At 67.8% G+C, this 24,042-nt stretch carries 20 protein-coding genes; 17 read left to right on the top strand and 3 right to left on the bottom strand.

Going from position 1 to position 24,042, the window contains the following annotated elements; translation table 11 throughout:
• Position 1: 1 nt before the first annotated feature.
• Entirely contained in the window at positions 2–601 is a 600-nt protein-coding gene (locus tag HDA44_RS17020; protein WP_184835550.1) for a dihydrofolate reductase family protein, read from the bottom strand.
• Between the two features lie 199 nt (positions 602–800).
• Between HDA44_RS17020 and HDA44_RS17025 the strand changes: the two genes are divergently transcribed.
• The 5 genes from HDA44_RS17025 to HDA44_RS17045 all read left to right on the top strand — a co-directional run bounded on the left by HDA44_RS17025 (position 801) and on the right by HDA44_RS17045 (position 7,073).
• Positions 801–1,661, top strand: coding sequence for a fumarylacetoacetate hydrolase family protein (locus HDA44_RS17025; protein WP_184835552.1), 861 nt, complete (start codon positions 801–803; stop codon positions 1,659–1,661).
• Positions 1,658–2,416 carry an SDR family NAD(P)-dependent oxidoreductase gene (locus tag HDA44_RS17030; protein ID WP_184835554.1) on the top strand — a complete coding sequence of 253 codons (759 nt, stop codon included), beginning with the start codon at positions 1,658–1,660 and terminating at the stop codon, positions 2,414–2,416. The genes HDA44_RS17025 and HDA44_RS17030 overlap by 4 nt, the downstream gene beginning before the upstream one ends.
• 55 nt (positions 2,417–2,471) lie before the next feature.
• Positions 2,472–3,149, top strand: a complete 678-nt coding sequence (locus tag HDA44_RS17035) for a FadR/GntR family transcriptional regulator (RefSeq protein ID WP_184835556.1) — start codon at positions 2,472–2,474, stop codon at positions 3,147–3,149.
• A gap of 101 nt (positions 3,150–3,250) precedes the next feature.
• The gene (gene ligA / locus HDA44_RS17040; protein WP_337906065.1) at positions 3,251–5,374 is read left to right on the top strand and encodes an NAD-dependent DNA ligase LigA; all 2,124 of its coding nucleotides are present in this window, start codon (positions 3,251–3,253) and stop codon (positions 5,372–5,374) included.
• 100 nt (positions 5,375–5,474) lie between these two features.
• Positions 5,475–7,073 (top strand): DHA2 family efflux MFS transporter permease subunit, encoded by a 1,599-nt coding sequence (locus HDA44_RS17045; RefSeq protein ID WP_184835558.1) that lies wholly within the window; start codon positions 5,475–5,477, stop codon positions 7,071–7,073.
• On the opposite strand, the gene HDA44_RS17050 is transcribed toward HDA44_RS17045, so the two are convergent.
• On the bottom strand, positions 7,070–7,648 hold the full coding sequence (locus tag HDA44_RS17050; protein WP_184835560.1) for a hypothetical protein: 579 nt from the start codon (positions 7,646–7,648) through the stop codon (positions 7,070–7,072). The genes HDA44_RS17045 and HDA44_RS17050 overlap by 4 nt on opposite strands.
• 249 nt (positions 7,649–7,897) lie before the next feature.
• On the opposite strand from HDA44_RS17050, the gene HDA44_RS17055 reads away from it, so the two are divergent.
• On the top strand, positions 7,898–9,097 hold the full coding sequence (locus HDA44_RS17055) for a DegT/DnrJ/EryC1/StrS family aminotransferase (RefSeq protein WP_184835562.1): 1,200 nt from the start codon (positions 7,898–7,900) through the stop codon (positions 9,095–9,097).
• A gap of 164 nt (positions 9,098–9,261) precedes the next feature.
• Positions 9,262–10,128, top strand: coding sequence for a MurR/RpiR family transcriptional regulator (locus HDA44_RS17060; RefSeq protein WP_184835564.1), 867 nt, complete (start codon positions 9,262–9,264; stop codon positions 10,126–10,128).
• On the opposite strand, the gene HDA44_RS17065 is transcribed toward HDA44_RS17060, so the two are convergent.
• Positions 10,116–11,222 (bottom strand): C45 family autoproteolytic acyltransferase/hydrolase, encoded by a 1,107-nt coding sequence (locus HDA44_RS17065; RefSeq protein ID WP_184835566.1) that lies wholly within the window; start codon positions 11,220–11,222, stop codon positions 10,116–10,118. The two genes, HDA44_RS17060 and HDA44_RS17065, sit on opposite strands and share 13 nt — an antisense overlap.
• Positions 11,223–11,292: 70 nt before the next feature.
• Between HDA44_RS17065 and HDA44_RS17070 the strand changes: the two genes are divergently transcribed.
• From HDA44_RS17070 to HDA44_RS17115, 10 genes are all read left to right on the top strand, one after another.
• Positions 11,293–12,699, top strand: a complete 1,407-nt coding sequence (locus HDA44_RS17070; protein ID WP_184835568.1) for an amino acid permease — start codon at positions 11,293–11,295, stop codon at positions 12,697–12,699.
• The gene (locus tag HDA44_RS17075) at positions 12,696–13,940 is read left to right on the top strand and encodes an aminotransferase class I/II-fold pyridoxal phosphate-dependent enzyme (protein ID WP_184835570.1); all 1,245 of its coding nucleotides are present in this window, start codon (positions 12,696–12,698) and stop codon (positions 13,938–13,940) included. The genes HDA44_RS17070 and HDA44_RS17075 overlap by 4 nt, the downstream gene beginning before the upstream one ends.
• 79 nt (positions 13,941–14,019) lie before the next feature.
• Positions 14,020–14,670, top strand: a complete 651-nt coding sequence (locus HDA44_RS17080; RefSeq protein ID WP_184835572.1) for a hypothetical protein — start codon at positions 14,020–14,022, stop codon at positions 14,668–14,670.
• The gene (locus tag HDA44_RS17085; protein ID WP_184835574.1) at positions 14,667–15,818 is read left to right on the top strand and encodes a PrsW family intramembrane metalloprotease; all 1,152 of its coding nucleotides are present in this window, start codon (positions 14,667–14,669) and stop codon (positions 15,816–15,818) included. The genes HDA44_RS17080 and HDA44_RS17085 overlap by 4 nt, the downstream gene beginning before the upstream one ends.
• Before the next feature lie 153 nt (positions 15,819–15,971).
• Entirely contained in the window at positions 15,972–17,177 is a 1,206-nt protein-coding gene (locus tag HDA44_RS17090) for an MFS transporter (RefSeq protein WP_184835576.1), read from the top strand.
• A gap of 7 nt (positions 17,178–17,184) precedes the next feature.
• Positions 17,185–18,258, top strand: a complete 1,074-nt coding sequence (locus tag HDA44_RS17095) for a hydroxyacid dehydrogenase (protein WP_184835578.1) — start codon at positions 17,185–17,187, stop codon at positions 18,256–18,258.
• Between the two features lie 17 nt (positions 18,259–18,275).
• Complete coding sequence (locus HDA44_RS17100) at positions 18,276–18,716, top strand: PaaI family thioesterase (RefSeq protein ID WP_238352472.1); 441 nt, start codon at positions 18,276–18,278, stop codon at positions 18,714–18,716.
• Positions 18,717–19,007: 291 nt separating this feature from the next.
• Positions 19,008–20,432, top strand: a complete 1,425-nt coding sequence (locus tag HDA44_RS17105; RefSeq protein WP_184835580.1) for a family 2B encapsulin nanocompartment shell protein — start codon at positions 19,008–19,010, stop codon at positions 20,430–20,432.
• Between the two features lie 3 nt (positions 20,433–20,435).
• A complete protein-coding gene (locus HDA44_RS17110; RefSeq protein ID WP_337906068.1) occupies positions 20,436–22,664 on the top strand; it encodes a terpene synthase family protein in 2,229 nt (742 codons plus the stop codon).
• Positions 22,661–24,034 carry a family 2B encapsulin nanocompartment shell protein gene (locus HDA44_RS17115; RefSeq protein ID WP_184835582.1) on the top strand — a complete coding sequence of 458 codons (1,374 nt, stop codon included), beginning with the start codon at positions 22,661–22,663 and terminating at the stop codon, positions 24,032–24,034. Before HDA44_RS17110 ends, HDA44_RS17115 begins: the two co-directional genes overlap by 4 nt.
• The last annotated feature ends 8 nt before the right edge of the window (positions 24,035–24,042 follow it).

Raw genomic sequence — 24,042 nt, forward strand, 5'->3', positions numbered from 1 at the left:
CTCAAACCGAGCGCTGGGTGGTGGGGTCGGTGGTTGGGGGTGGGGTGGGTTGGTAGTGGGTGATGACTATTTGGGCGTCGGCGAGGGTGGTGGTGATGTGGTGGAGGGGGCGGCGGGTGTTGGTGGGTGGGAGGAGGGGGCGGCCGGCGCCGAGAGTCAGTGGGTGGACGGCGATGTGGAACTCGTCGATCAGGCCGAGATCGGCGAGGGTCGCGGCCAGGGCAGATCCGCCGGTCAGGAGCAGGTCCTGGCCGGGCCGCGACTTCAGCTCGGTGACCTGCTCGGCCAGATCGCCGCCGATCACCTGGCTGGTCCACTCGTCGCCCGGATAGTCGTGCGAGAACACGATCTTCGGCGTCGCCCGCCAGAACGGCGCGAACGCGGCCGTGTGCGGGTCGTCGCGCACCGACTCGGCCTTCGGCCAGAAACCGACCATCATTTCCCACACCGGCCGGCCGAACAGCAGCGTGTCGACCCGACGATCCAGAGCATCCGAGTACGCGATGAGCTCCGGCCCCATCACCGGCCAGTCGAACTCCCCGTTCGGACCGTCGATGTACCCGTCGATCGAACTGTGGACCCAGTAGATGAGCTTCCGCATGGCCGCCTCCTCGAGAGTGTCTTCACGAGCAGGTCGGACCCGGTCCCAGCTTCTTGACATCCCCGGCCGACGAATCCGCCGAGGCTCTGTCTGAACTGTGAACACGGACCTAGACATCATATGTTTCACCTGCCAAGGTGAAGAAAAGCCGCCGCATCCTCTCCAAGCGCGGCTAAAGATACGATCTGGAGGTAATGCGATGAAGTTCGCCCGCTTGGGTCCGGTAGGCGCGGAAGTACCCGTCGTGATCACCGACGACGGCGTCCGCGGCCTGGCAAGCCTCACCACCGACCTCGACGCCGGGTTCTGGGAGACCGATGGTCCGGCCCGGGTCGCGGCCGCGCTCGCCGCGGGTGAACTCCCCTTGGTCGAGGACGCCGGCAGCCTGCGGATCGGCGCGCCGATCGCACGGCCCGGTGCGATTGTCTGCATCGGCATGAACTACGCGGCGCACGCGGCCGAGTCGGGCGCGGAGCCACCGAGTTCCCCGGTCATCTTCTTCAAGGCGCCGAACACCCTCGCCGGCCCGAACGACCCGGTGACGATTCCCCGCGGCAGCACGAAGACCGACTGGGAGGTCGAGCTCGGCGTGGTGATCGGCAAGCGCGCGTCGTACCTGGACTCGCCCGCGGAGAGCCTGGAGTACGTGGCCGGGTTCGTGGTGGCGAACGACCTGTCCGAGCGGGCGTTCCAGATAGAGCAGTCCGGCGGCCAGTGGAGCAAAGGCAAGATCGCCGCCGGGTTCAGCCCGGTCGGGCCGTGGCTGGTCACGCCGGATCAGGTCGAGCACCAGAAACTCCAGCTGCGAAGCTTCGTCAACGGTGAGCCGCGGCAGGACTCCAGTACCGCCGACCAGATCTTCGACGTCGCCACGGTCATCCACCACCTGAGCCAGTACATGGTGCTCGACCCGGGCGACCTGATCATGACCGGTACGCCCGAGGGTGTCGCCTTGTCCGGACGGTTCCCGTACCTGAACGCGGGTGATGTCGTCGAGGTCGAGATCGACGGCCTGGGCCGCCAGCGCCAGGAGTACGTCGCGTACGAGGCCGGGCGATGAGCCAGCCGGAGTTCGACGGTCTGGTCGCCGTCGTCACCGGCGGTGGTTCCGGGATCGGGGCGGCAACGGCGCGCGAACTGACCGCCCGTGGAGCACGCGTCGCCGCGCTCGATCTCGATCCGTCCGGCACACCCGACGGCGTACTCGGGATCACCGCCGATGTGACCGACGACGCGAGCGTACGCGCGGCCGTACGCCAGGTGGCCGACACGTTCGGCCGGATCGACATCGTCGTCAACAACGCCGGAATCGGCGCGCAGGGAACGATCGAGGACAACCCGGACGACCAGTGGCAGCGGGTTTTCGACGTCAACGTGATGGGTGCGGTCCGGCTCAGCCGCGCGGCCCTTCCGTACCTGCGCGAGTCCCCCGCCGCCGCGATCGTCAACGTCGCCTCGGTCGCCGCGACGACCGGGATCCCGCAGCGCGCGCTGTACTCCACCACGAAGGGCGCGGTGCAGTCGCTGACCCTCGCGATGGCGGCCGACCACCTCCGCGAGGGCATCCGGGTGAACTGCGTGAACCCGGGCACCGCCGCGACCCCGTGGGTACAGCGGCTACTCGACGCCGCGCCGGACCCGGTCGCCGAACGCGCCGCGCTCGACGCCCGCCAGCCGCACGGACGACTGGTCGAAGCCGAGGAGGTCGCGCTCGCGATCGTGTACCTGGCCGGGCCTTCTTCGGGCTCCACCGCCGGCACCGCGCTGGCGGTCGACGGCGGAATGGCTACGCTGCGACTCCGCCCGAAGGACTGATCCGTAGCCCTAGGGATGAACTGAAAATCATCCGAACGACAGAAAAAGGAACCGGATGGCGCTGACCGATGTAGCCATCGAGAAGATCAAGGCGATGATTCTCGACGGCCGCCTCAAACCCGGCGACAAGCTGCCGCGCGAGGCGGATCTCGCCGAGCAGCTCGGGATCTCCCGGAGCCCGCTCCGCGAGGCGGTCAGCGTGCTCTCGATGCTGCGCATCCTGGACGTACGGCGCGGCGACGGCACGTACGTCACCAGTCTCACGCCCGACCTGTTGCTGGAGACGATGAGCTTCATCATCGACTTCCACCAGGACTCCAGCATCCTCGACCTGTTCGAGGTACGCCGCGCGCTCGAACCGATGGCGGCCGAGAAGGCCGCGCTGGTGATGAGCGACGCGGACACCGCGGACCTGCTCGCGCTGACCGATGCCGTCGATGCCGGCAGCCCGGTCGGCGACGTGGTCGCGAACGACCTCGAGTTCCACCACCGCATCGCGACCGCGGCCGGCAACCCGGTGCTCTGCTCGTTCGTGGACAGCGTCGCCGGCCGCACCCAACAGGCCCGGATCTGGCGCGGCATCATCCAGGCCGACGCGTTCGAACAAACCCAGCGCGAACACCGCGCGATAGCCCAAGCCATCGCCGACCACCAACCCAGCATCGCCGCCGCCCTCTCCCTGACCCACGTAGCCGCCATCGAAAACTGGATCCGCCACAACCTGAGGCCTTGAGCCGTACACCCTGTGTATCGGCGGTGGAGCTACTTCGGCGCCGGTTGGGCCGGGCGCTTGAGGTCGGCGGGAATGTCGGGGGCTGCGGGTAGGGTCTGGGGGTGGATGTTGGGGAGCGGATTCAGGAGCTTGCGGGGCGGGTCGTGGAGTTGCGCGATGCGTACTACCGGGGGGCTCCGGTGGTGGCGGATGCGGAGTACGACGCGGTCGAGGACGAGCTGCGGGAGCTGATCGCGGCCAATCCGGAGCTCGCGCCGGACCCGAATCCGTTGGAGCAGGTGGGTGCGCCGACGGTTTTGCATGCGCCGGTGCGGCATTCGCGGCCGATGTTGTCGTTGGAGAAGGCCACGCGGCCGGAGCAGGTCGAGGCGTTCTTCGGTCGGTTCCCGGGGCAGTCCGTCGTGGTGATGCCGAAGCTGGACGGGCTGTCGCTGGCCTTGGTGTACGAGAACGGGCAGCTCGCCCGAGCGGTCACCCGCGGCGACGGAACCACCGGCGACGACGTGACCCCACTGGTGCGTGCACTGACCGACGGCGTCCCGGCGCGGCTCACCATCCCCGCGATGGGCGACGACGCGAGGCGGAGCGACAGCTCGGGACAGGGCGACGGCTCGGCACAGGGCGACAGCTCGGCACAGGGCGACGGCTCGGCACAGGGCGACGGCTCGGGACAGGGCGAGGCTCCGGGGCGGGTTGAGGTCCGGGGGGAGGCGGTGATGTTGCGGTCTACGTTTGCCGCGTACAACGCCGCGCATCCGGACAAACCGCTGATCAACCCGCGAAACGCGGCGGCGGGGACGTTGCGTGCCAAGGACCCGGCGACGGTCGCGGAGCGGCGGTTGCAGTTTCTCGCGTTCGATCTGCTCAGTGAAGGTGACGCCACCGACGCCGACCTCGAGCGGGCCTTGCAGACGATGGGCTTCACCGTCGCCGGGATGCGGCACTGCGACGACGCGGCCTCGGCGCAGGCAGTCATCAGCACGATCGAGGCACAGCGCAACGACCTGGACTACGACCTCGACGGCGCGGTGCTGCGGCTCGCCGACCGTGGTGCGTTCGCCGCGGCGGGTACGCGCTCGAGCTCGCCGCGCGGCGCGCTGGCGTACAAATTCGCCGCCGAGGAGAAGACCACCGTGCTGGCAGACGTGGTCTGGGATGTCGGCAAGACCGGCAAGATCGCGCCGGTCGCCTGGCTGGAACCGGTTTTCGTCGGCGGCACGACGGTCACCCGCGCCACGCTGGCGAACCAGGAGGTGATCCGCGCCCGCGACATCAAGATCGGCGACACCGTCCTGGTCCGCCGGGCCGGGGATGTGATCCCGTTCGTCGCCGGCGTACTCGACGCGTCGAAACGCACCGGCGCCGAGCGCGACATCGTGCCGCCGTCGGTGTGCCCGTCCTGCGAACAACCGCTGACCGAGCAGGGAAACAGTCGCGAGCTGTTCTGTACGAACGTGTCCTGCCCGGCGCAGACCGTACGCCGCCTGATCCACTGGGCGTCCCGCGCGGCGGCGGACATCGACGCGATCGGTGGGGTTTGGATCGAACGGCTGGCCGACGCGGGGATTCTGGAGCATCCGTCGGACTTCTATCACCTGACGGCGGAAGGTCTGCTCGAGTTCGACCGGATCGGTGAGGTGTCGGCGGCGCGGATGATCGACTCGATCGACGCCAGCCGTCAGGTCGGTCTCCGGCGGGCGTTGATCGGCCTGGCGATCCCGATGGCGTCCGAGGGTACGGCGGCGAAGTTGTGCCGAGCGGGCTTCGGTTCGCTGGAGGAGCTCGTCGACGCGGGCGTGGACGGGCTGGTCGCGGTGGAGGACATCGGGCCCAAGGTCGCCGCGTCCCTGGTCGAGCATCTGAGCCGGTTACGCCCCGAGCTCGAGCGGCTGCGCGCGGCCGGCGTCTCGCTCGACGTACGCGAGGAGGACCTGCCGCCGGTGGTCGCCGCCGGGGCACCACTGGCCGGTAAGACGGTGGTCGTGACCGGCGCGATCAGCGACCCGCGCTCGGGCGAGAAGGTCGCCCGCCCCGCGTTCCAGCGGCTCTGCGAGAAGGCGGGCGCGACGATCGCCTCGTCGGTCTCGGCGAGTACCGATTTCCTGATCACCGGCGCCGACGTGGGTGCCGCGAAGCTCGCCAAGGCGGAGAAACTCGGCGTCACCGTGGTCGACCAGGCCGAGATCTGGCAACAACTTCAGGCCGCCGATCTGCTCACTCACTGACCGCCAACCGTTGCAGAAAGTCACTGAAAGTGATCCGTCGGTCCGGGCAGATCGGAGCGTAGTCTCGATAGCGACCTGATTCCGTGCCCTAGGGGGGACCGTGAGCCAGTCTGCCAACCAGCCTGAGTACCCGGATGACATCGACGCCGCGGTACTGAAGATCGCCGGCGTGGTCGTCCTCGGCGCGATCATGTCGATTCTCGACATCACCGTGGTGAACGTCGCGCTGCCGACCTTCCAGGACGAGTTCGGTACGCCGGAGAGCCCGGTCGCGTACTCGCACGTCGCCTGGACCGTGACCGCGTACACGCTGGCGCTCGCGACCGTGATCCCGCTGACCGGCTGGGCGGCCGACCGGTTCGGGACGAAGCGGCTGTACATGACCGCGATCTTCCTGTTCACCGCCGGGTCCGCGCTCTGCGCCACCGCGACCAGTATCGACATGCTGATCGGCTTCCGGGTGCTGCAAGGCCTTGGCGGCGGCATGCTGATGCCGCTCGGGATGACGATCATGACCCGGGCCGCGGGACCGCACCGGATGGGCCGGCTGATGGCGATCCTCGGTGTCCCGATGCTGCTCGGGCCGATCCTCGGGCCGATCCTGGGCGGCTGGCTGATCCAGGTGGCGAGCTGGCACTGGATCTTCCTGATCAACGTGCCGCTGGGCGTGATCGCGCTGGTGTACGCCAGGTTCGCGCTCGCGCAGGACAGCCCGGAGCGGTCCGAGTCGTTCGACTTCCTCGGCGTCGCGCTGATGTCGCCGGGTCTCGCGCTGTTCCTCTTCGGCGTCTCGTCGCTGCCCGCCGAGAACGGTGACTTCGGCGCGCCGCGGGTCTGGGTGTCGATGCTGATCGGTGTCGTACTGATGGCGTCGTTCGTATGGCACTCGTTCCGGCCCGAGCATCCACTGCTCGACCTGCGACTGTTCCGGAACCGCAATCTGACCGTCTCGATCGTGACGATGTTCCTGTTCGGCGCGGCGTTCTTCGGCGGGCTGCTGCTCGTACCGACGTACTTCCAGCAGATCCGCGGCGAGTCCACGCTGCACGCCGGCCTGCTGGTCGCGCCGCAGGGCCTCGGCGCGATGGTGACGATGCCGATCGCCGGGCGACTGGTCGACAAGGTACCGGTCGGCCGGATCGTGCCGTTCGGGATCGCCGGGATCGTGATCGGGATGTTCGGACTGACTCAGATCACGGCCACCACGCCGTACCCGGTGCTGATCGGGATGCTGGTCGTGATGGGCCTGGGGATGGGCGGCACGATGATGCCGCTGTTCACCTCGGCGCTGCGGACGCTGGCCGGCCCGCAGGTCGCGCGCGGGTCGACGCTGCTGAACATCACCCAGCAGATCGCGTCGTCCTGCGGCGTCGCGACCATGTCGGTCATTCTCACCAACCAGCTGAACAACTCGCCGGTCATCCCTGGTACGCAACACATCCCCGGCCTGGGCGACGGCCTGCGCGAAACCCAGGCCGCGATCCTGTCCAACACCCGCCCGGAGAACCTCGCACCCCTGCACATCGACCCGGCCGCGATCGGCCGCGGCCTGACCGAGGCGGCGACGGCGTTCTCCCACACCTACTGGGTCGCCTGGGTCCTGGTCCTGCTGACCCTGATCCCGGCCCTCCTGCTCCCCCGCCGCCAAGAACAGACCCACCTGACCGACGACCAACTCCCACCCGCCGTCGTCGACTAGAGGCCGGTGATCAGGACCAGGAAGCGGTACAGGAGGTACGTGTCGATCACCGCGAGCGTCATGTGAATCGTGAACCATCGCGGCACGCGGTCGGTACGAAGCCGGCGAAGCGTCTTGAAGGTCACCCACGCGTTGTGCGGAATGCAGGCGAGCATCCCGACGATCCCGCCGACTGTCGCGGCATCGCCGAGTACACCCGTGACGCTCGGCCCGTTCGGAACCTGGTCGAACTGCAGAAACACCAACGTGGTCGCGACCAGTACGCCGATCCCCGTACGCCCGAGCGCCTTTTCGTATGTCGCCTTGGCGGACTGCACGGCCAGGTCGCCGGCCGCCCGCGCGGCGAGCTGCAGTACGACGATCGCATGCAGAAACACTGTGGTCGCAAGAAATCCGCCGAGTAGCACCGCGGGCTGAGCGAACGCCGGCGCGTGATCCTCCGACCAGATCAGAACCCAGTCCCGCGGCAGGCAGATCCCCGCCAGCATCATCACCCCGAGCCAGAACACCGCCCACGGCAGCGGTACCCGCCGCCGCGCCACCGGAGCGGCCGGCGCCGGGTTATCCCTGCGCACAGGTGAGCCATGCGGGCGTTTGCGTTTTCTTGCCACCAAGGCCTCCAGTCCGGATTTCGACTGGGTGACCGTACCGGCCGCCGGTCCAGCAGGTCGCGGCTGGTCCTGTTGCCACTGGTCGGGGGCGGGCGCTGACGGTATAACGGTGAAGACCGAAATTAGACGTCCGGCGCCGGCTCCGGCGCGGCCGCCGAAGTCGGCGGGAGTCAGCGGAGCAGGTTCGAGCCGGCGTACCAAAGAGGAGTCGTCATGCCCGAGTCCCTTGCCCTGCAGGGTGGTATACCAATTCGGCAGACCGATTTTCCGGCCTGGCCCGTTGGTGACGCGGCCGAGGAGGCGGCGCTCGTCGAAGTGCTGCGTTCGGGCCGCTGGGGCAGTACCCATGGCGACCAGGTGGCCCACTTCGAGGCCGAGTTCGCCGCCGCTCAGCAGGCCGAGTACGGCACCTGTCTCGCGAACGGGACGCTCGCGTTGGTGGCGGCATACCAAGCTGCCGGCGTACGCGCCGGTGACGAGGTGGTCGTACCGCCCTACACCTTCATCGCGACCGTTTCGGCGGTGCTGTTCCTGCAGGCGATCCCGGTCTTCGCCGACGTCGATCCGGAGACCCATCTCCTCGACCCCGCCGCCGTGGAGAAGGTGATCACGCCCCGTACGCGGGCAGTGGTCGCCGTACACATCGGCGGTCGCCCGTGTGACCTGGACGCGCTCACCGAGGTGTGTACGCGCAACGGGGTCGCCCTGGTCGAGGACGCGGCCCAGGCCCACGGCGCGTCCTGGCGCGGACGCCGGGTCGGAGCGATCGGTGATCTCGGCACGTTCAGCTTCCAGTCGAGCAAGAACCTGAGCGCCGGCGAGGGCGGCATCATCGTCACCAACCGCGCCGAGCTGAACGACGCGGTCTATCCGCTGGTGAACGTCGGCCGGACCCGCGATGGTGCCTGGTACCAGCATGATCACCTCGGCTACAACCTGCGGCTGACCGAGTTCCAGGGAGCGATCCTGCGCGCGCAGCTCAAGCGGCTGCCCGAGCAGGCGCGGCGGCGCGCGGAGAACGCCGACCGGCTCACCACCGGCCTCGGAGAGTTCCCCGAGGCGATCGCGCTCGCGCCGGAAGACCCGGCGGTCACCGAGCACGCGCGGCATCTTTACCTGTTCCGGTTGCGCGGCGTGACCGCGGCCGAGCGGGACTGGTTCGTGTCGGCGCTGCAGGCCGAGGGCGTCCCGTGCTCGCCCGGCTACCCGGGCCTGCACACGAACACGGCCGTACGCGACCGGATGACCGAGCTGCTCCGCGCCGCCGACCGCCCGGAGCCGGCGTTCGACTGCCCGGTCACCGACCAGCTCGCCGCGAGCACGGTCTGGCTACCGCAGAACCTGCTGCTCGGCGAGGAGTCCGACACCGCGGACATCCTCGCCGCGATCGCGAAAGTCCTCCAGCACCCCTGAACACCCGCACTTTGAGAAGCCACCGCTCGTTTCAACGCAGAAAAACGCGCGGTGGCTTCACAAAGTGAGCCGGGCGAGGCTGCTGGAGCGGGTGAGGGGTGGGGGTGTCGGTTGAGGGGCGATTTGTGGGGTGGCGCCTAGAGTTGCGGTGTGGAGGATGAGGGATGACGGTGCCGGGGTCGTACGACGAGTTGCGGCGCGCGATTCAGCAGCGGCTGGACTCGATGGCGCCTGGGCAGAAGCGGATTGCCGAGCAGATCTTGACCGATCCGGAGGGTACGGCGTTCCGTAGCGTGGCCGAGACCGCCGCGAAGGCCGAGGTGCATCAATCGTCGGTCGTCCGGTTCGCCGCGCTCTTCGGACTGTCGGGCTACCCGGCGCTGACCGCGTTGTGCCAGCAGCAGCTCACCCGGGAAGCGCAGTTGATCTCCCGGTTCGGGCGAGCGGAGAAGCTGAGCCAGTCCGAGGATCTGCTGGCCGCGACGGTCGAGCATGAAGAACAGAACATCCGCCGGACGCTGAGCCGGATCACCCCGGCGGACTGGGAGCGTACGCTCGAGCTGCTGGGCGATTCGGAGCACGTGCACGTGATGGGCCTGCGCAAGTGCCTGTCGGTCGCGGAGCTGATGGCGTACCTGCTCCGACTGGTGCGCCCGGGCGTACATCTGGTGTCGCCGGTGACCGGTGCGCTGGTCGACGAGCTGCGGGATCTGCGGGCGGGTGACGCGTTCGTCGCGATCTCGATCAACCGGTACACGGCGGAAACCGTGCGAGCGTTCGAGGAAGCGAAGAAGCGCGGGCTGCACACGATCGCGCTGACCGACAGCAGCGCGTCGCCGCTGGCCCGGATCGCGGAGGTCACGCATCTGGTGGACTGTGAGGGCGTCGCGATCCTGCGGTCGGTGACCGCGTTCATCGCGCTGGCGCAGGCGCTGGCGACCGGTGTTGCCGTCCGCAACGGTACGCGGAGCCGGAGCGAGCTCCTCCAGGACGAACGCCTACTCGGCGACTTCGGCGTCTACTCCGGCTGAGGGACGAACTCGGTCCACGGGACTGTTGCTGGTGGCTGGCCGTCGGCCTGCAGGGTGATCTCGGCGGCGGTCAGGTCGACCACGGTTGAGCAGTGCGTCATCAACGGGTCGTCGCCTGCCGCCGTACGCCGCACCGAGCCGGTCAGAACCTCCAGAAACCACTGACGATCAGGCGCAACCGGCGTCAAGGCATCGAGTACCGCGCCACGGGCCTCACTCTCTTCACGTTGCCCAAGGCTCCGTACGCCACCCGAACCGGCCGCACCACCGGGCGCCTCCAAATACCGCAGATGATTGGTATGCCAAATGTACGGCGCCGCCTCGACGACCGCCGACTGCCCGGCCGCGACCTCGACGGTCGCCACCCGCCCGCTGTGCACGTCCCCGATCGTGTACGTGAACCCGCCCGCCGTCGGGATGCCGCGCAGATAGTCGATCGTTGCCTCGAACGACGACTCGTGCTGCAGCGCCCGCGCGACGAAATGCCGCCCCGGCGCCACTGCCGGACGCGCGACCTGGACATGATTGATGCCCCAGGCAACACCTGCGGCGGTCGCCGCGAACGCGTTGCTGGGAAGGAATCCCGGGTACCACTGCGCGGTGACCGGCTGTTCGCCGTCGAGCTGCAACGTCAGCAGCATGAACCGCCCACTCAACGCCGGCGCCCCGTCCTCGTTGTGCGCGATGTATGAGTGTTCCGCGAGGTGACCTTGCCGGAGTCGAGCCGCTGGTGGTTCGGCCCGCCAGCCGAGATCGGAACAGCCGACCCCGTCGTCGCCGCCGAGGTCGCCGCGCAGATTCGCCAGCACCATCGCGTCCACGTCGAACCCAGCTCCGGCGGCGAGATCGTGCAACTCGGTCAGCTCGCGCGAGTGTGTCCGCTCGGTCGCCGCCAGCACCTCGCCGACCAGCCGTCTCCCGGCGGTGGTCTCGGCGAAGGCCTTGAGCGCTCCCGCCTCGGGAAGTCCACCGAGCACCGCATGGATCTCGGCGGCCGCCACGCCGCCCAGCGCGCGGAACACCTCTGCCCGCGGCCCACGCACCCACAGCCACCGCAAGCCACCGACCGACCGCTCCGAAATCTCAGCACTCATGCCCAGAGCTTGACGACTCTGGAGTTGCGGAGTCAAGATCATATGCAACTCTAGTTGCATGGAGGCCGCCATGTCCGACCGCTCGACCCCGCTGCGCAGCGCGCTGGGCAACCGCCAGATGACGATGATCGCGATCGGCGGCGTGATCGGCGCCGGTCTGTTCGTCGGCAGCGGCAAGGCGATCGGCTCCGCCGGTCCCGGGGTCCTGATCGCGTACCTCGGCGTCGGCCTGATCGTGATCCTGGTGATGCGGATGCTCGCCGAAATGGCGGTCGCGCAACCCGAGACCGGCTCGTTCTCCAGCTACGCGAGCCGCGAACTCGGACCGTGGGCCGGCCTGTCGGTCGGCTGGCTGTACGCGTACCAGTGGTGCATCACGGTCGGTTTCGAGGCAATCGCCGGCGCCGCGATCGCGCATCGGGTGCTGCCCGGCATACCATCCTGGCTCGCCGCGTTCGTGTTCATGGCCGTACTGATCGCGGTCAACCTGGTCCGGGTGGCGAACTTCGGTGAGTTCGAGTTCTGGTTCGCGCTGATCAAGGTGGTCGCGATCGTCGCGTTCATCCTGCTCGGCCTGGCCGCGCTCTTCGGTCTCGTGCCCGGCTTCCACTCCCCCGGCCTGAGCAACTTCACCGATCACGGTGGCTTCCTGCCCGAGGGCAACACGGCCGTGCTGCTGGCCACGCTGGTGGTGTTCTTCTCCTTCTTCGGCACCGAGGTGGTCACCATCGCGGCCGGCGAGGCGGTCGACCCGGTGCATTCGGTCCGGCGCGGAATGAACAGTGTGGTCTGGCGAATCCTGGTCTTCTACATCGGCTCGATCTTCATCGTCCTCGCGCTGCTGCCGTGGAACGACAACAAGGTCACCCAAAGCCCGTACGTCGCCGTACTCGAGAAGCTTGGTATACCAGGAGCGGCCGGCGTGATGGACGTGGTCGTGCTCACCGCCGTGCTGTCCTGCCTGAACTCCGGGATCTACGCGTCGTCGCGGATGGTGTACGCGCTCGGCAAACGCGGCGAAGCACCGCGACTGTTCGCCCGGACCAATCAGCACGGTGTACCGGTGGCTGCCGTATTGCTTGCCTCAAGCATCGGTCTGGTCACGGTAGTGGCCAACTACTTCGTCCCGACCGAGGCGGTTTTCACCTTCCTGCTCGACTCGTCCGGCGCCGTCGCCGTGGTGGTATACCTGTGCATCACCGCCACCCAGTTCCGCGGCCGCCGACGGCTCGATCGGGAGGCGCCCGGCTCGCTGACGCTGAAGATGTGGGCGTTCCCGTACCTGACCGTCCTGGTCGGCGTGGCCCTGATCGCGATCATCGCCGGGATGGCGGTCAACTCCGGCAGCCGCCGCTCGCTGCTGCTGACCCTGCTCGTCACCGCGATCACCATCGTGGCGGGGGTGATCCGGCAGCGCCGGAGCACGACGGCGAGCGCACCGGAGAGCACGTTGTCGACATCCGAGGGGATTCAGTGATCAAGCACTCCGCCACCCTGGCGGTCAACGAGAAGATCGCCGCGCGCCGCGCCGCCGGGCAGACGGTGGTACACCTCGGCTTCGGCGAGGCCGGGCTCCCGGTGCTCCCAGCAGTGGCCGACGTACTGCGCGCGGCGGCGGACCAGAACGCGTACGGCCCGGTGCTCGGGTCGGCGTCCGCACGGCAAGCAGCCGCCGGGTACTTCGACCGCCGCGACTTGCCCACGGACGCCGGCCAAATCATCTTCGCCCCTGGCAGCAAAGCCTTGCTGTACGGCGTTCTGGCCGCCCTCCCCGGTGATCTCGTCCTCCCGACCCCATCCTGGGTCACGTACGCGGCGCAGGCCGCACTGACCGGGAAACGCACCATCCCGGTACCGATCCCCGCCGACGCGGGCGGCGTACCAGACCCGGCCCAACTCGAAGCAGCGCTGCACACCGCCCGCGCGAACGGCGCCGACCCGAAGATCCTCGTCCTGACCCTTCCGGACAATCCGACCGGTACGGCGGCCGGCGCGGATCTGGTCAAGCAGGTCACCGAGCTCGCCGCCCGCGAGGACCTGGTCATCCTGTCCGACGAGATCTACCGCGAGCTCACCCACCACCCCGAGGACCACGTCAGTCCCGCGGCGCTGCTCCCCGAACGAACCGTCGTCACGTCGGGCCTGAGCAAGAGCATGGCCCTCGGCGGCTGGCGGATCGGCTTCGCCCGCATCCCCGATGGTCCACTCGGCACCACGCTCACCGATCACTTGATCGGCATCGCCAGTGAAGTCTGGTCCAGCCTCGCCATGCCGATGCAGGCAGCCGCCGAGTACGTACTGTCCGAACCAGCCGAGGTCACCGATCGCATCACTCGCAGTCGTCACCTCCATGCGGCGGTCGCGCATGCGGTACATGACATCTTCCGAAGCGCGGGCGCCACGTGCCGTACGCCCAACGCGGCCTTCTATCTCTATCCCGATCTGGAACCGCTGCGCCCACAACTGGAGTCGGCCGGCATCACCACCGCCGAGCAGTTGTCGACGCACCTCCTGGATCAGCACGGCGTGGCCGTTCTCGCGGGCTCCCACTTCGGCGACGACCCGAGCGCGTACCGCTTCCGCGTCGCCACCTCCCTGCTCTACGGCAGCACTGATGACCAACGCATCCAGGCGCTCGCCGCCGACGATCCGGCCGGGCTGCCGTGGATCGCCGCCCAGCTCGACCAGCTCCGGCAGGGCCTGCATCAGTTGACCTGACTGTGTGTCACCACTCGCCTCCGGCTTCAATACCACTTACAGTTCTGGTACGCCCAAACCCACCGCGTTGGGAGCGTCGATGACTGTGCATGGGGATCACGCAGCGCAAACGCCGGCCGATTGGGTGCCGGTCGAGCATCGGCTGTTCGGGCTGGATCGGCGGACGTTCGCGGCCGGGTTCACCGCGCTCGCCATCGCGCTCGTACTGATCTACGGATTCCAAGGACTGAACGTCGCGATCCCCTGGCACAACGAGATCAAGGCCGGGCAGGTCCTCGACCTCGGTGACGGCGCGACCGCGGTACCGCCGGTCGGCTGGCAGCTCGAACACGGGACGCTGGTGGGCGGCGCGGGCGCGATCCCGACCGCGTTGCAGGTACTGCTCGCGTCCGGCGGCGCGACCATCGAAGCCGACGGCACGACGTACGACGGACCGGCCGCCGCGTTCCTCGACCAGGTCCAGAAATCGGAGGGCGCGTCCGCGAACGTCGGCGGCTCACGCGGATCGTTGACGACCGCGGCCGGGCTGGTCGGCGTGGTGCAGAGCAGCACCGGGCCGGGTGGTGACGCGATCGATGTCGCGTTCAAGATGGCGGTCGGTCCGGCGGACGTGGTCGAGTCGGCGCCCGCGTTGCTGGTCCGAATCCGCACGGCGGCCGGACAGTTCGAACGGTACGAGGACGAGGTGGCCGCGTTCCTGCGCAGCATCAAGCCGGGAACGGCATCATGACCGCCGAACCCGAGCTGAAAGTCGCGCAACGACAGGCGATCCACGCCTCCGGCTGGGGTCAGCCGTTCCGGTTCCTGCAGCCGCACAACCTGGCCTTCTGGGTGTACCTGCTGGGCGTCGGCGGCGGCACGCTGACCATGCTGCAGTACTTCAGCTCGGGCGCGGAGTTCTACTCGTCCGCGTTGACCGGCGGCATCGTGCTGTTCGGTCTGTACCTGGTGCCGTGGCTGTTGCTGCTGCGGCACCAGAACCGGTTCACCGCGCAACCGGCGTCGCTGCTCGCGACCGGGTTCATCTGGGGCGGGATCGCCGCCACGTTCTGGATCGCGCTGCCGGCCAACAACGCACTGCTGGCGATCTGGACCAAGGTCGGCGGCACGTCGTTCGCGCAGAACTGGGCCGCCGGACTGACCGCGCCGATCAACGAGGAGTTCAGCAAGGCGATCGGGCTGGTGCTGCTGATCGGGCTCGCGCCGCGCCTGGTCCGGAGCGCGTACGACGGCTTCATCATCGGTGCGTACATCGGGCTCGGCTTCCAGGTCTTCGAGGACGTGCTGTACGTCTACAACGGCGCGACCCAGGTGTACGGCGTCGATCAACTCGGGTCATCGCTCAAGATGTTCCTGATTCGCGGCGCGGCCGGCATCGTGTCGCACGCCCTGTTCAGCGCGATCTTCTGCGCCGGCCTGATGTGGATTCTCGGCCGCAGCGGTGAACGAAAGCTCCTTCGCGGCGTACTGACGATGCTCGCCGCGATGGTCTTCCACGGCGCCTGGGACGACATGGGCGGTCTCAGCAACGGCTCCGCCCTGCGTTCGATCGTGTTTCCGTTCCTGATCGCGCTGATCGAGCTCAGCGCACTGTTCTACGTGCTCCGGCACGCGGCGAGTCAGGAACGGTCCTGGATTCGTGAGCTGCTCGCGCCCGAAGTCGAAGCCGGCATCGTGGACCCGCCACTGCTGGATGCGGTCAGCGGCCTGCGGGCGGATCGGAAGAAGTACCGCAAACTCCTCCGCGACCGGGCGCGGGCCCGGCACACCGTCGAAGCCGCCAGCGACCTGGCGCGCGAGATCGCCAAGGCCGACGGCGCCGACACCCGGCGGGTCGACCACGCCCGCGCCGAGCTCCGCCGCCTCCGCGGCGCATGACGGTGCCGCGATCCTGACGTTGTACCGCAGAACTAGCAATTATGGAATAGGGCTTACAAAACTGTGATCGGAGCTGCGCCTGGGTTGATCATTTTCGACAGAACTGCTCAGTCTGCTCTTGCCCCGGCCGATTTCTCGGGGTGAGATAGGCAGATGACGGACACGCGCGCCCCCGAGGCGGTGGAAGGACAGGGCTTCTCCTGGCGCCCGTTGCTCTGGCTCGCGGTCGCGACCTTCTCGATGGGCATCGACGGGTACGTACTGGCCGGCCTGCTGCCGCAGATCGCCGGTGACCTGCACGTCAGCGCGGCCGCCGCCGGGCAGCTGATGTCGGTGTTCGCGCTCACCGCCGCGATCGCCGGCCCGGTGTTCGGCACACTGACCTCCCGCTGGGAACGCCGTACGACGATCGCCCTCGCGCTTGCCGTGTTCGTCCTCGGCAACGTGATCGTCGCCGTCGCCACCAACTACCCGATCGCGCTCAGCGGCCGGGTCATCGCCGCGCTCGGCGGCAGCCTGCTGAACGCGGCAGTCGTCGCGTACGCGCTGGCGCTCACCCCGGTCGCGCACCACGGCAAGGCGTTGTCGTTCGTCCTCGGTGGATGGATGACGGCGACCGCGCTCGGCGTACCCGTCGGCCTGATCCTCGGTCAGTCCAGCTGGCGGTTCCCGATGATCCTGGTCGCGATCGTCGGCACCAGCGCACTGATCGGCATCCTGCTCCGGCTGCCCAAGTTGCATCTGCCCGGCGGTACGCTCGCCGACCGGATCCGGCCGCTCGGCCAACCGCGACTGGTGGCCGGCCTCTTCGTCAGCTCCGGCATCCTGTGCAGCAGTTACGCGTGTTTCACGTACGCGACCCTGATCCTCGGACCGCACTTCCACGAGCACTGGGCGATGATCGTGATCATGTTCGGGTACGGCGTGGCGAGCATGGCCGGGAACGCGATCACCGGCCGGCTGGTCGACCGGTTCAGCGCGATCCGGGTACTGACCGTGATCCTCACCGGTCTGCTGCTGAACGCGATTCTCGGCATGGTCGCGCTGATGCTCGCGCCGGCGGTCGTCGCGGCGGTGTGGGGCCTGGTCTGGTTCTTCTCCGCCGGCGTCGGCAACGGCGGTGCCGCCGTACCGCAGCAGGCCCGGCTCGCGTCACTCGCACCGGACTCGGCCGCGATCGTGATCGCGCTGAACGGAAGCGCGATCTCGCTCGGCGGCGCGCTCGGCAGCGGTCTCGGCGGCGTCGCCCTGACCGCCGGCGCGGCACCGAACGGCCTGCTCGGCGTGTCCGCCGTCATCCTGGCGCTCACCGTCCTGCTACACCTACTCGTCTCCCGGACCAAGCCCACCACCATATAATTCGGCCATGACCGAAAACCAGTCAGAGGCGAAGCCGGCGGACGCGGTCGTTCGGGTTGTGTTGGCGGCTTCGCCGTCGTTTCGGGAGATGGTGTTTGCGGCGGGGAGCATGGATCGGCTCTCTGCGGTCGGCGAAGTTGTCTTACTCGATGATCCGGGTGATGCAGACGCTTTGATGGCCGCGCTGCCCGGGGCCGATGTGCTGATCACGTCCTGGGGTGCGACTCCCCTCACCGCCGAGGTGCTCACGCCCGCCAACCGCCTGCAGTTGATCGCGCACGCCGCATCCTCGGTGAAGCACTTCATCACCGACGAGGTTTTCCGGCGCGGCATTCGGGTGACTCAGGCCGGCCAGGCGATGGCGCGACCTGTGGCTGAGGTGTCGCTCGCCTTCACGCTGAGCATGCTGCACCGCATCCATCGCTTCAACCACACCATGCACGCGGGCGGCTGGCGCGAAGAGGCGATCGCGCCTACTTCCACAGGCACCACCGCGGGTACGAGCGACGTCGTGCTCGCCCAACATGGCCTGGCCGGGTCGCGGATCGGCGTGGTGGGTGCCTCGCGGACCGGCCTTGAATACATCCGGATGCTGGTCGCGCTCGGCGCGGACATCGCCGTCTACGACCCGTACCTGACCAACGAACGCGCGGCAGGGCTGGGCGTACGCACAACCACCCTCGACGAACTGCTCCGTACGAGCCGAGTCGTTGCACTCCACGCGCCGACGTTGCCCGAGACCCGGCACATGATCGGCGCGCGGGAGCTCGCGCTGATGCCGGACGGCGCGGCCCTCGTCAACACCGCCCGCTCGTGGTTGGTCGACACCGCCGCACTCCTCGCCGAGCTCCGATCTGGCCGGATCGACGCCGCCCTGGATGTCTTCGACGAGGAGCCTCTCCCCGCGGACGATCCGGTGCGTACGCTCCCCAACGTCCTGCTCACCCCACACCGCGCCGCCGGCACCGTCGAGTGCTACTTCGAGATGGGCGAACTCACCGCCGCCGAAGTAGAACGGTTCAGCACCGGCCAACCGCTCCACCACGAACTGACCCGATCCACCCTCGCCCACATGGCCTGACCCGGTACGCTCCCGGCATGGCGGAGGCGGCGGCTGAGGTACGGGATCGGGTGCAGGACAGTTTCGAGCGGCAGGGACTGATGGAGCACCTGGGCGCGCGGATCTCGTACATCGGGCCTGGTGAAGTGCGGATCGTGCTCCCGAGCAGGCCCGAAGTGACGCAGCAGCACGGGTACTTCCACGCCGGCGCGACCAGTTCGATCGCGGACAGTGCCGGTGGGTACGCCGCGTTCACGCTCTTCCCGGCCGGTACTTCGGTGCTGACCGTCGAGTTCAAGATCAACCTGCTGGCGCCGGCCGAAGGCGATCACCTGGAAGCGGTCGGGACCGTAATCAAGCCGGGGCGGACGCTGACGATCTGCCGGCTCGAAGTTTTCGGTGTCACTCGTGAGCACCGCACCCTGGTCGCAGCCGGCCAGCAAACGCTGATCCAGGTGGAGGCGCGGCCCGAACGCTGAAAGTCGTTCAGACAAGCCCTTGACTCAACCCGCGATTGGGCGATTACTCTAGGTGAGGTAAGCCGAGGGCTGGATGCGGGCGAACTGGGGATCGCCAACCGAGCTGTCCAGGCCGATCGATCCGCTGTCTTCTCGTACCTTCGCAGTACTTTTCGTACCTTTCGCACTTTCACAGGCCGGGCAATGCCGTGTCCGGCCGGGGGACGCTGCCCGTACGCCGACGTGCGCCCGGGCTCTTGCAGGGGCGCTGACGCGCGCCTGAAATCCGAATCGAAACGGTGGTGTGTTCGCATGACCTTGACCGATTCCGGCACCGAAGCCAACGGCCGGCAACCGCAGAGCCAGGCGCAGCTCAGCCTCGGCACCGCGGCCGCCCGCAACCTGGCCACGACCACCAAGTCCGAACCACAGATGCAGGGCATCACCTCGCGGTGGTTGCTCAAACTGCTGCCCTGGGTGGAGGCGAAGGGCGGCGCGTACCGGGTGAACCGCCGGCTGAGCTACTCGGTCGGCGACGGCCGCGTCACCTTCACCACCACCGGCGCGCGGATCCGGGTCATCCCGCAGGAGTTGTGCGAGCTGGGCATGTTGCGCAGTTTCGACGACGTGGAAGTACTGTCCGCGCTGGCGGATCGCTTTGTGCAGCAGGAGTTCCAGCCCGGCGACGTGATCGTCGAGCGTGGTCGTCCGGCCGATCAGATCTGCCTGGTCGCGCATGGCAAGGTGAACAAGATCGGCGTCGGGAAATACGGTGACGAGACCGTACTGGAGACGCTCGTCGACGGCGATCACTTTACCTACAAGGCGATTCTGGAGTCGGACGACTTCTGGGACTTCACCGTCAAGGCGATCACGCCGGTCACGCTGCTGACGTTGTCACAGGCATCGTTCGAGGAACTCGTCTCGCAGTCCGATCCGCTGCGTACGCACATCGAGCAGTTCCGCAACAGTCCGCGGCGATCGGAGAACGAGCACGGCGAGGCGGCGATCGAGCTGGCGGCCGGGCACGAAGGTGAATCCGATCTGCCCGGGACGTACGTCGACTACGAGACGACCCCACGCGAGTACGAGCTGAGCGTCGCGCAGACCGTGCTGCGGGTGCACAGCCGGGTCGCGGATCTCTACAACCAGCCGATGGACCAGACCGAGCAGCAGCTGCGGCTGACCATCGAGGCCCTGCGCGAACGGCAGGAGCACGAGCTGATCAACAACCGCGAGTTCGGCCTGCTGCACAACGCGGATCTGAGCATGCGCATCCCCACCCGCAGCGGTCCGCCGACGCCGGGTGACCTGGACGAGCTGCTCAGCCTGGTCTGGAAGGAGCCGGCCTTCTTCCTCGCCCATCCGCGATCGATCGCGGCGTTCGGCCGGGAGTGCACCCGGGCCGGGATCTACCCGGACACGATCGACGTCGGCGGGCACCGGCTGCCGGCCTGGCGTGGTATACCAATCTTCCCGTGCAACAAGCTCGGGATCAGCCAGACCCGGACCAGCTCGATCATGCTGATGCGGACCGGCGAGGACACCCAGGGCGTGATCGGTCTGCACCAGACCGGACTCCCGGACGAGTACGAGCCGGGGCTGTCGGTGCGGTTCATGAACATCACCGAGAAGGCGATCATCAACTATCTGGTCAGCGCGTACTACTCGACGGCGGTTCTGGTGCCGGACGCGCTCGGGATTTTGGAGGGCGTGGAGATAGGCCGCGAGGGCTGACTCGTGGGTCAGCCCTACGAGCTGCCCGACTTCTACGTGCCTCATCCGGCCAGGATCAATCCACACCTGGACGGTGCGCGGGCGCACAGCAAGTCCTGGGCCTACGACTTCGACATGATCGACGTTCCCCAGCAGGGTAAGGCGATCTGGGACGAGCACGACTTCGATTCGCACGACTACGCGCTGCTGTGCGCGTACACGCATCCGGACGCGACCGGGCCGGCGCTCGACCTGGTCACCGACTGGTACGTGTGGGTGTTCTACTTCGACGACCATTTCCTGGAGCTGTACAAGAAGACCGGAGACATCCCGGCCGCCACCGCGTACCTGGATCGGCTGCCCGCGTTCATGCCGGTCGAGGGCGACATCACTTCGACGCCGGAGAACCCGGTGGAGCGTGGGCTCGCCGACCTGTGGACGCGGACCGTCCCGGCGATGTCGGCGGGCTGGCGGCAACGGTTCCGGCAGACCACAGAGGCTCTACTCGCCGAGTCCCTGTGGGAGTTGTCGAACATCACCACCGGCCGGATCGCGAACCCGATCGAGTACGTCGAAATGCGCCGCAAGGTCGGCGGCGCGCCTTGGTCGGCGAACCTGGTCGAGTACGCCGCGGGGGCCGAGGTGCCGGTGGAGATCGCCTCGACGCGGCCGATGCGGGTACTGAGCGACACGTTCTCCGATGCGGTACACCTGCGCAACGACCTGTTCTCGTACCAGCGTGAAGTCGAGGTTGAAGGGGAGTTGAACAACGGCGTACTGGTGATCGAGCGGTTTGTCGGTTGCGGTGCGCAACAGGCGGCCGAGCTGGTGAACGACATCCTTACGTCGCGGCTGCATCAGTTCGAGAACACCGCGTTGACCGAGGTTCCGCGGGTGGTGGAAGAGCATCAGGTCGATCCGGCTGGGCGGCTGGCGGTGTTCAACTACGTGAAAGGCCTGCAGGACTGGCAATCGGGCGGTCATGAGTGGCATTTGCGGTCGAGTCGGTACATGAACAAGGGCGGCAAGGCCGCTGAAGGTCGTGGCCTCGGCATGTCGGCGACGCGCCTCGTGGCATCGTTGGTTGCCACTGCTCCCTATCGCGGTCGCTCGCATCAGTTCGTTCCGCACCAGGCTGTTGGTCCGACCAATCTTCCTTCGATCTACATGCCGTTTGCGGCGCAGCAGAGTCCACATCTTGGCGCGGCCCGGTTCGCGACCCTCTCGTGGGGCGAGCGGACAGGCATCACTGACGGAACCATCTGGGACGCGGGCATGCTCGAAGCGTTCGATCTGCCGCTCTGTGCGGCCGGGATCTTCCCGGATGCGACGCCGGAGCAGCTCGATCTCGCCAGCGCTTGGCTGGCTTGGGGCACATACGCCGACGACTACTATCCGGCCGTCTTCGGGCGGCGGCGGGATCTGGCGGGTGCTCGGGTGAGCAACCAGCGGCTGTCGGCGATCATGGCCGTGGACGCGGACGGACCGTCCGCACCACCCGATCCGCGCGGGATCTCTGGCGTGCCGACGGCTCCTGTTGGGGCGCTGGAGGTTTCGCTGGCCGATATCTGGCAGCGGACGGCGGCGGGGATGACTGTCGAGCAGCAGCGCGCGTTCAAGCAGACGGTCGATTCGATGACCGAGAGCTGGTTGTGGGAGCTGGCGAACCAGGCGCAGAACCGGATTCCGGACCCGGTCGACTACATCGAGATGCGGCGGCGGACGTTCGGCTCGGAGCTGACGATGAGTCTGTGCCGGATCGGTCACGGTGAACGCGTACCCGCCGAGGTATACCGGTCGCGGCCGATCCACGCGATGGAGAACGCCGCGGCCGACTACGCCTGCCTGCTGAACGATCTGTTCTCCTATCACAAGGAGATCCAGTACGACGGCGACTTTCACAACGGGGTGCTGGTCGTCCAGAACTTCCTTGCCTGTGACAAAGAACGTGCCGTTGCCATGGTCAACGAGCTGATGACGGCGCGGATGCAGCAGTTCGAGCAGGTGGTCGCGGTCGATCTGCCCGCGTTGATCACCGGGTTCGGCCTGGAGGACGACGTCCGCCGGATCGTCCTCCGGTATGCCGACGAGCTGCGGAACTGGATGTCCGGCATCCTCGCCTGGCACCGCGGGTGTCATCGCTACGGCGCGGCGGACCTTCCACACCGATCCACCAGGCCCGGCGCACTTGGTATACCAGCCGGGCTTGGTACGTCCGCCTTCCGCATCTTCCGAAAGGCTGGTGCAGCATGAACGATCAGCAACTGAGTCTCAGTACCCGCGCGGCACGACAACTCGCGACCACCACCAAGTCCGTACCGCAGATGCAGAGCATCTCGCCACGCTGGCTGCTGCGGATGCTGCCTTGGGTGGAGACGACGGCCGCGACCTACCGGGTGAACCGCCGCAGCACGTTCGCGGTCGGCGACGGGCGGTTGAGCTTCACAGTCACCGGATCGGACGTCCGGGTGATCCCGGCCGAGCTCGCCGAACTGCCGGCGTTGCGCGGGTTCACCGACGATGAGGTACTGACCGCGCTCGCTGATCGGTTCCGGCGGGAGGACATCGAGCCCGGGCAGGTACTGGCCGAGTTCGGCAGTCAGATCAACGAGATCATCCTGATCGCGCATGGCAAGGTGACCAAGTCGGGCGTCGGCGCGTACGGGGCCGGAACCGAGCTGGGCACCGCGGCGGACGGCGACCATCTGGGCGCCGAACTGTTGGTCGAACCGCCGGAGCACCTCTGGGAGTACACCGCGAAAGCCGCGACCAGTTGTGTCGTACTGAAGCTTCGCCGGGACGAGTTTGCCGAGCTGGTTGATCGCTCCGAGAGCCTGCGTACGCACTTGGAGGCGGTGCGGAGTCAGCCGGAGCGGGCGCAGAACAAGTCGGGCGAGGCGGCGATCGACCTCGCGTCGGGGCATGCGGGCGAGGACACCTTGCCGGGGACGTACGTGGATTATGATCCGTCGCCGCGTGAATACGAGTTGAGTGTCGCGCAGACGATCCTGCGGGTGCGTACGCGGGTCGCCGATCTCTACAACGATCCGATGGATCAGACCGAGCAGCAGTTGCGGCTGACCATTGCGGCGTTACGCGAGCGGCAGGAGTACGAGCTGCTGAACAATCGCGACTTCGGGCTGCTGCACAACGCCGACTACAAGCAGTGCATCTACACGCGTACTGGGCCGCCGACGCCGGATGACTTCGACGAACTGCTGACTCGGCGGCGTAAACCACGGTTGTTACTGGCTCATCCGCGGGCGATCGCGGCGTTCAGTCGGGAGTGCACTCGCCGGAAGGTATACCCGGAAACCACGACGGTCGACGGCCGGACGGTACACGCGTGGCGCGGGGTGCCGCTGCTGCCTACGGACAAGATCCCGATCTCGCCGAACAACACCACCTCGGTGCTGGTGCTTCGTACCGGCGCGGATGACCAAGGGGTGATCGGGTTGCGGCAGACCGGGTTGCCCGACGAGTACGAGCCTGGGCTGAATGTGCGGTTCCTCGGGATCAGCGAGAAGGCGATCATCTCGTACCTGGTCAGCACGTACTACTCGGTCGCGGTACTGGTCCCGGACGCGCTCGGCGTCCTGGAAAACGTCGAACTCGGGCGCTGAGGAGCGAT

The organism is Kribbella solani (assembly GCF_014205295.1).
GTDB lineage: Bacteria > Actinomycetota > Actinomycetes > Propionibacteriales > Kribbellaceae > Kribbella > Kribbella solani.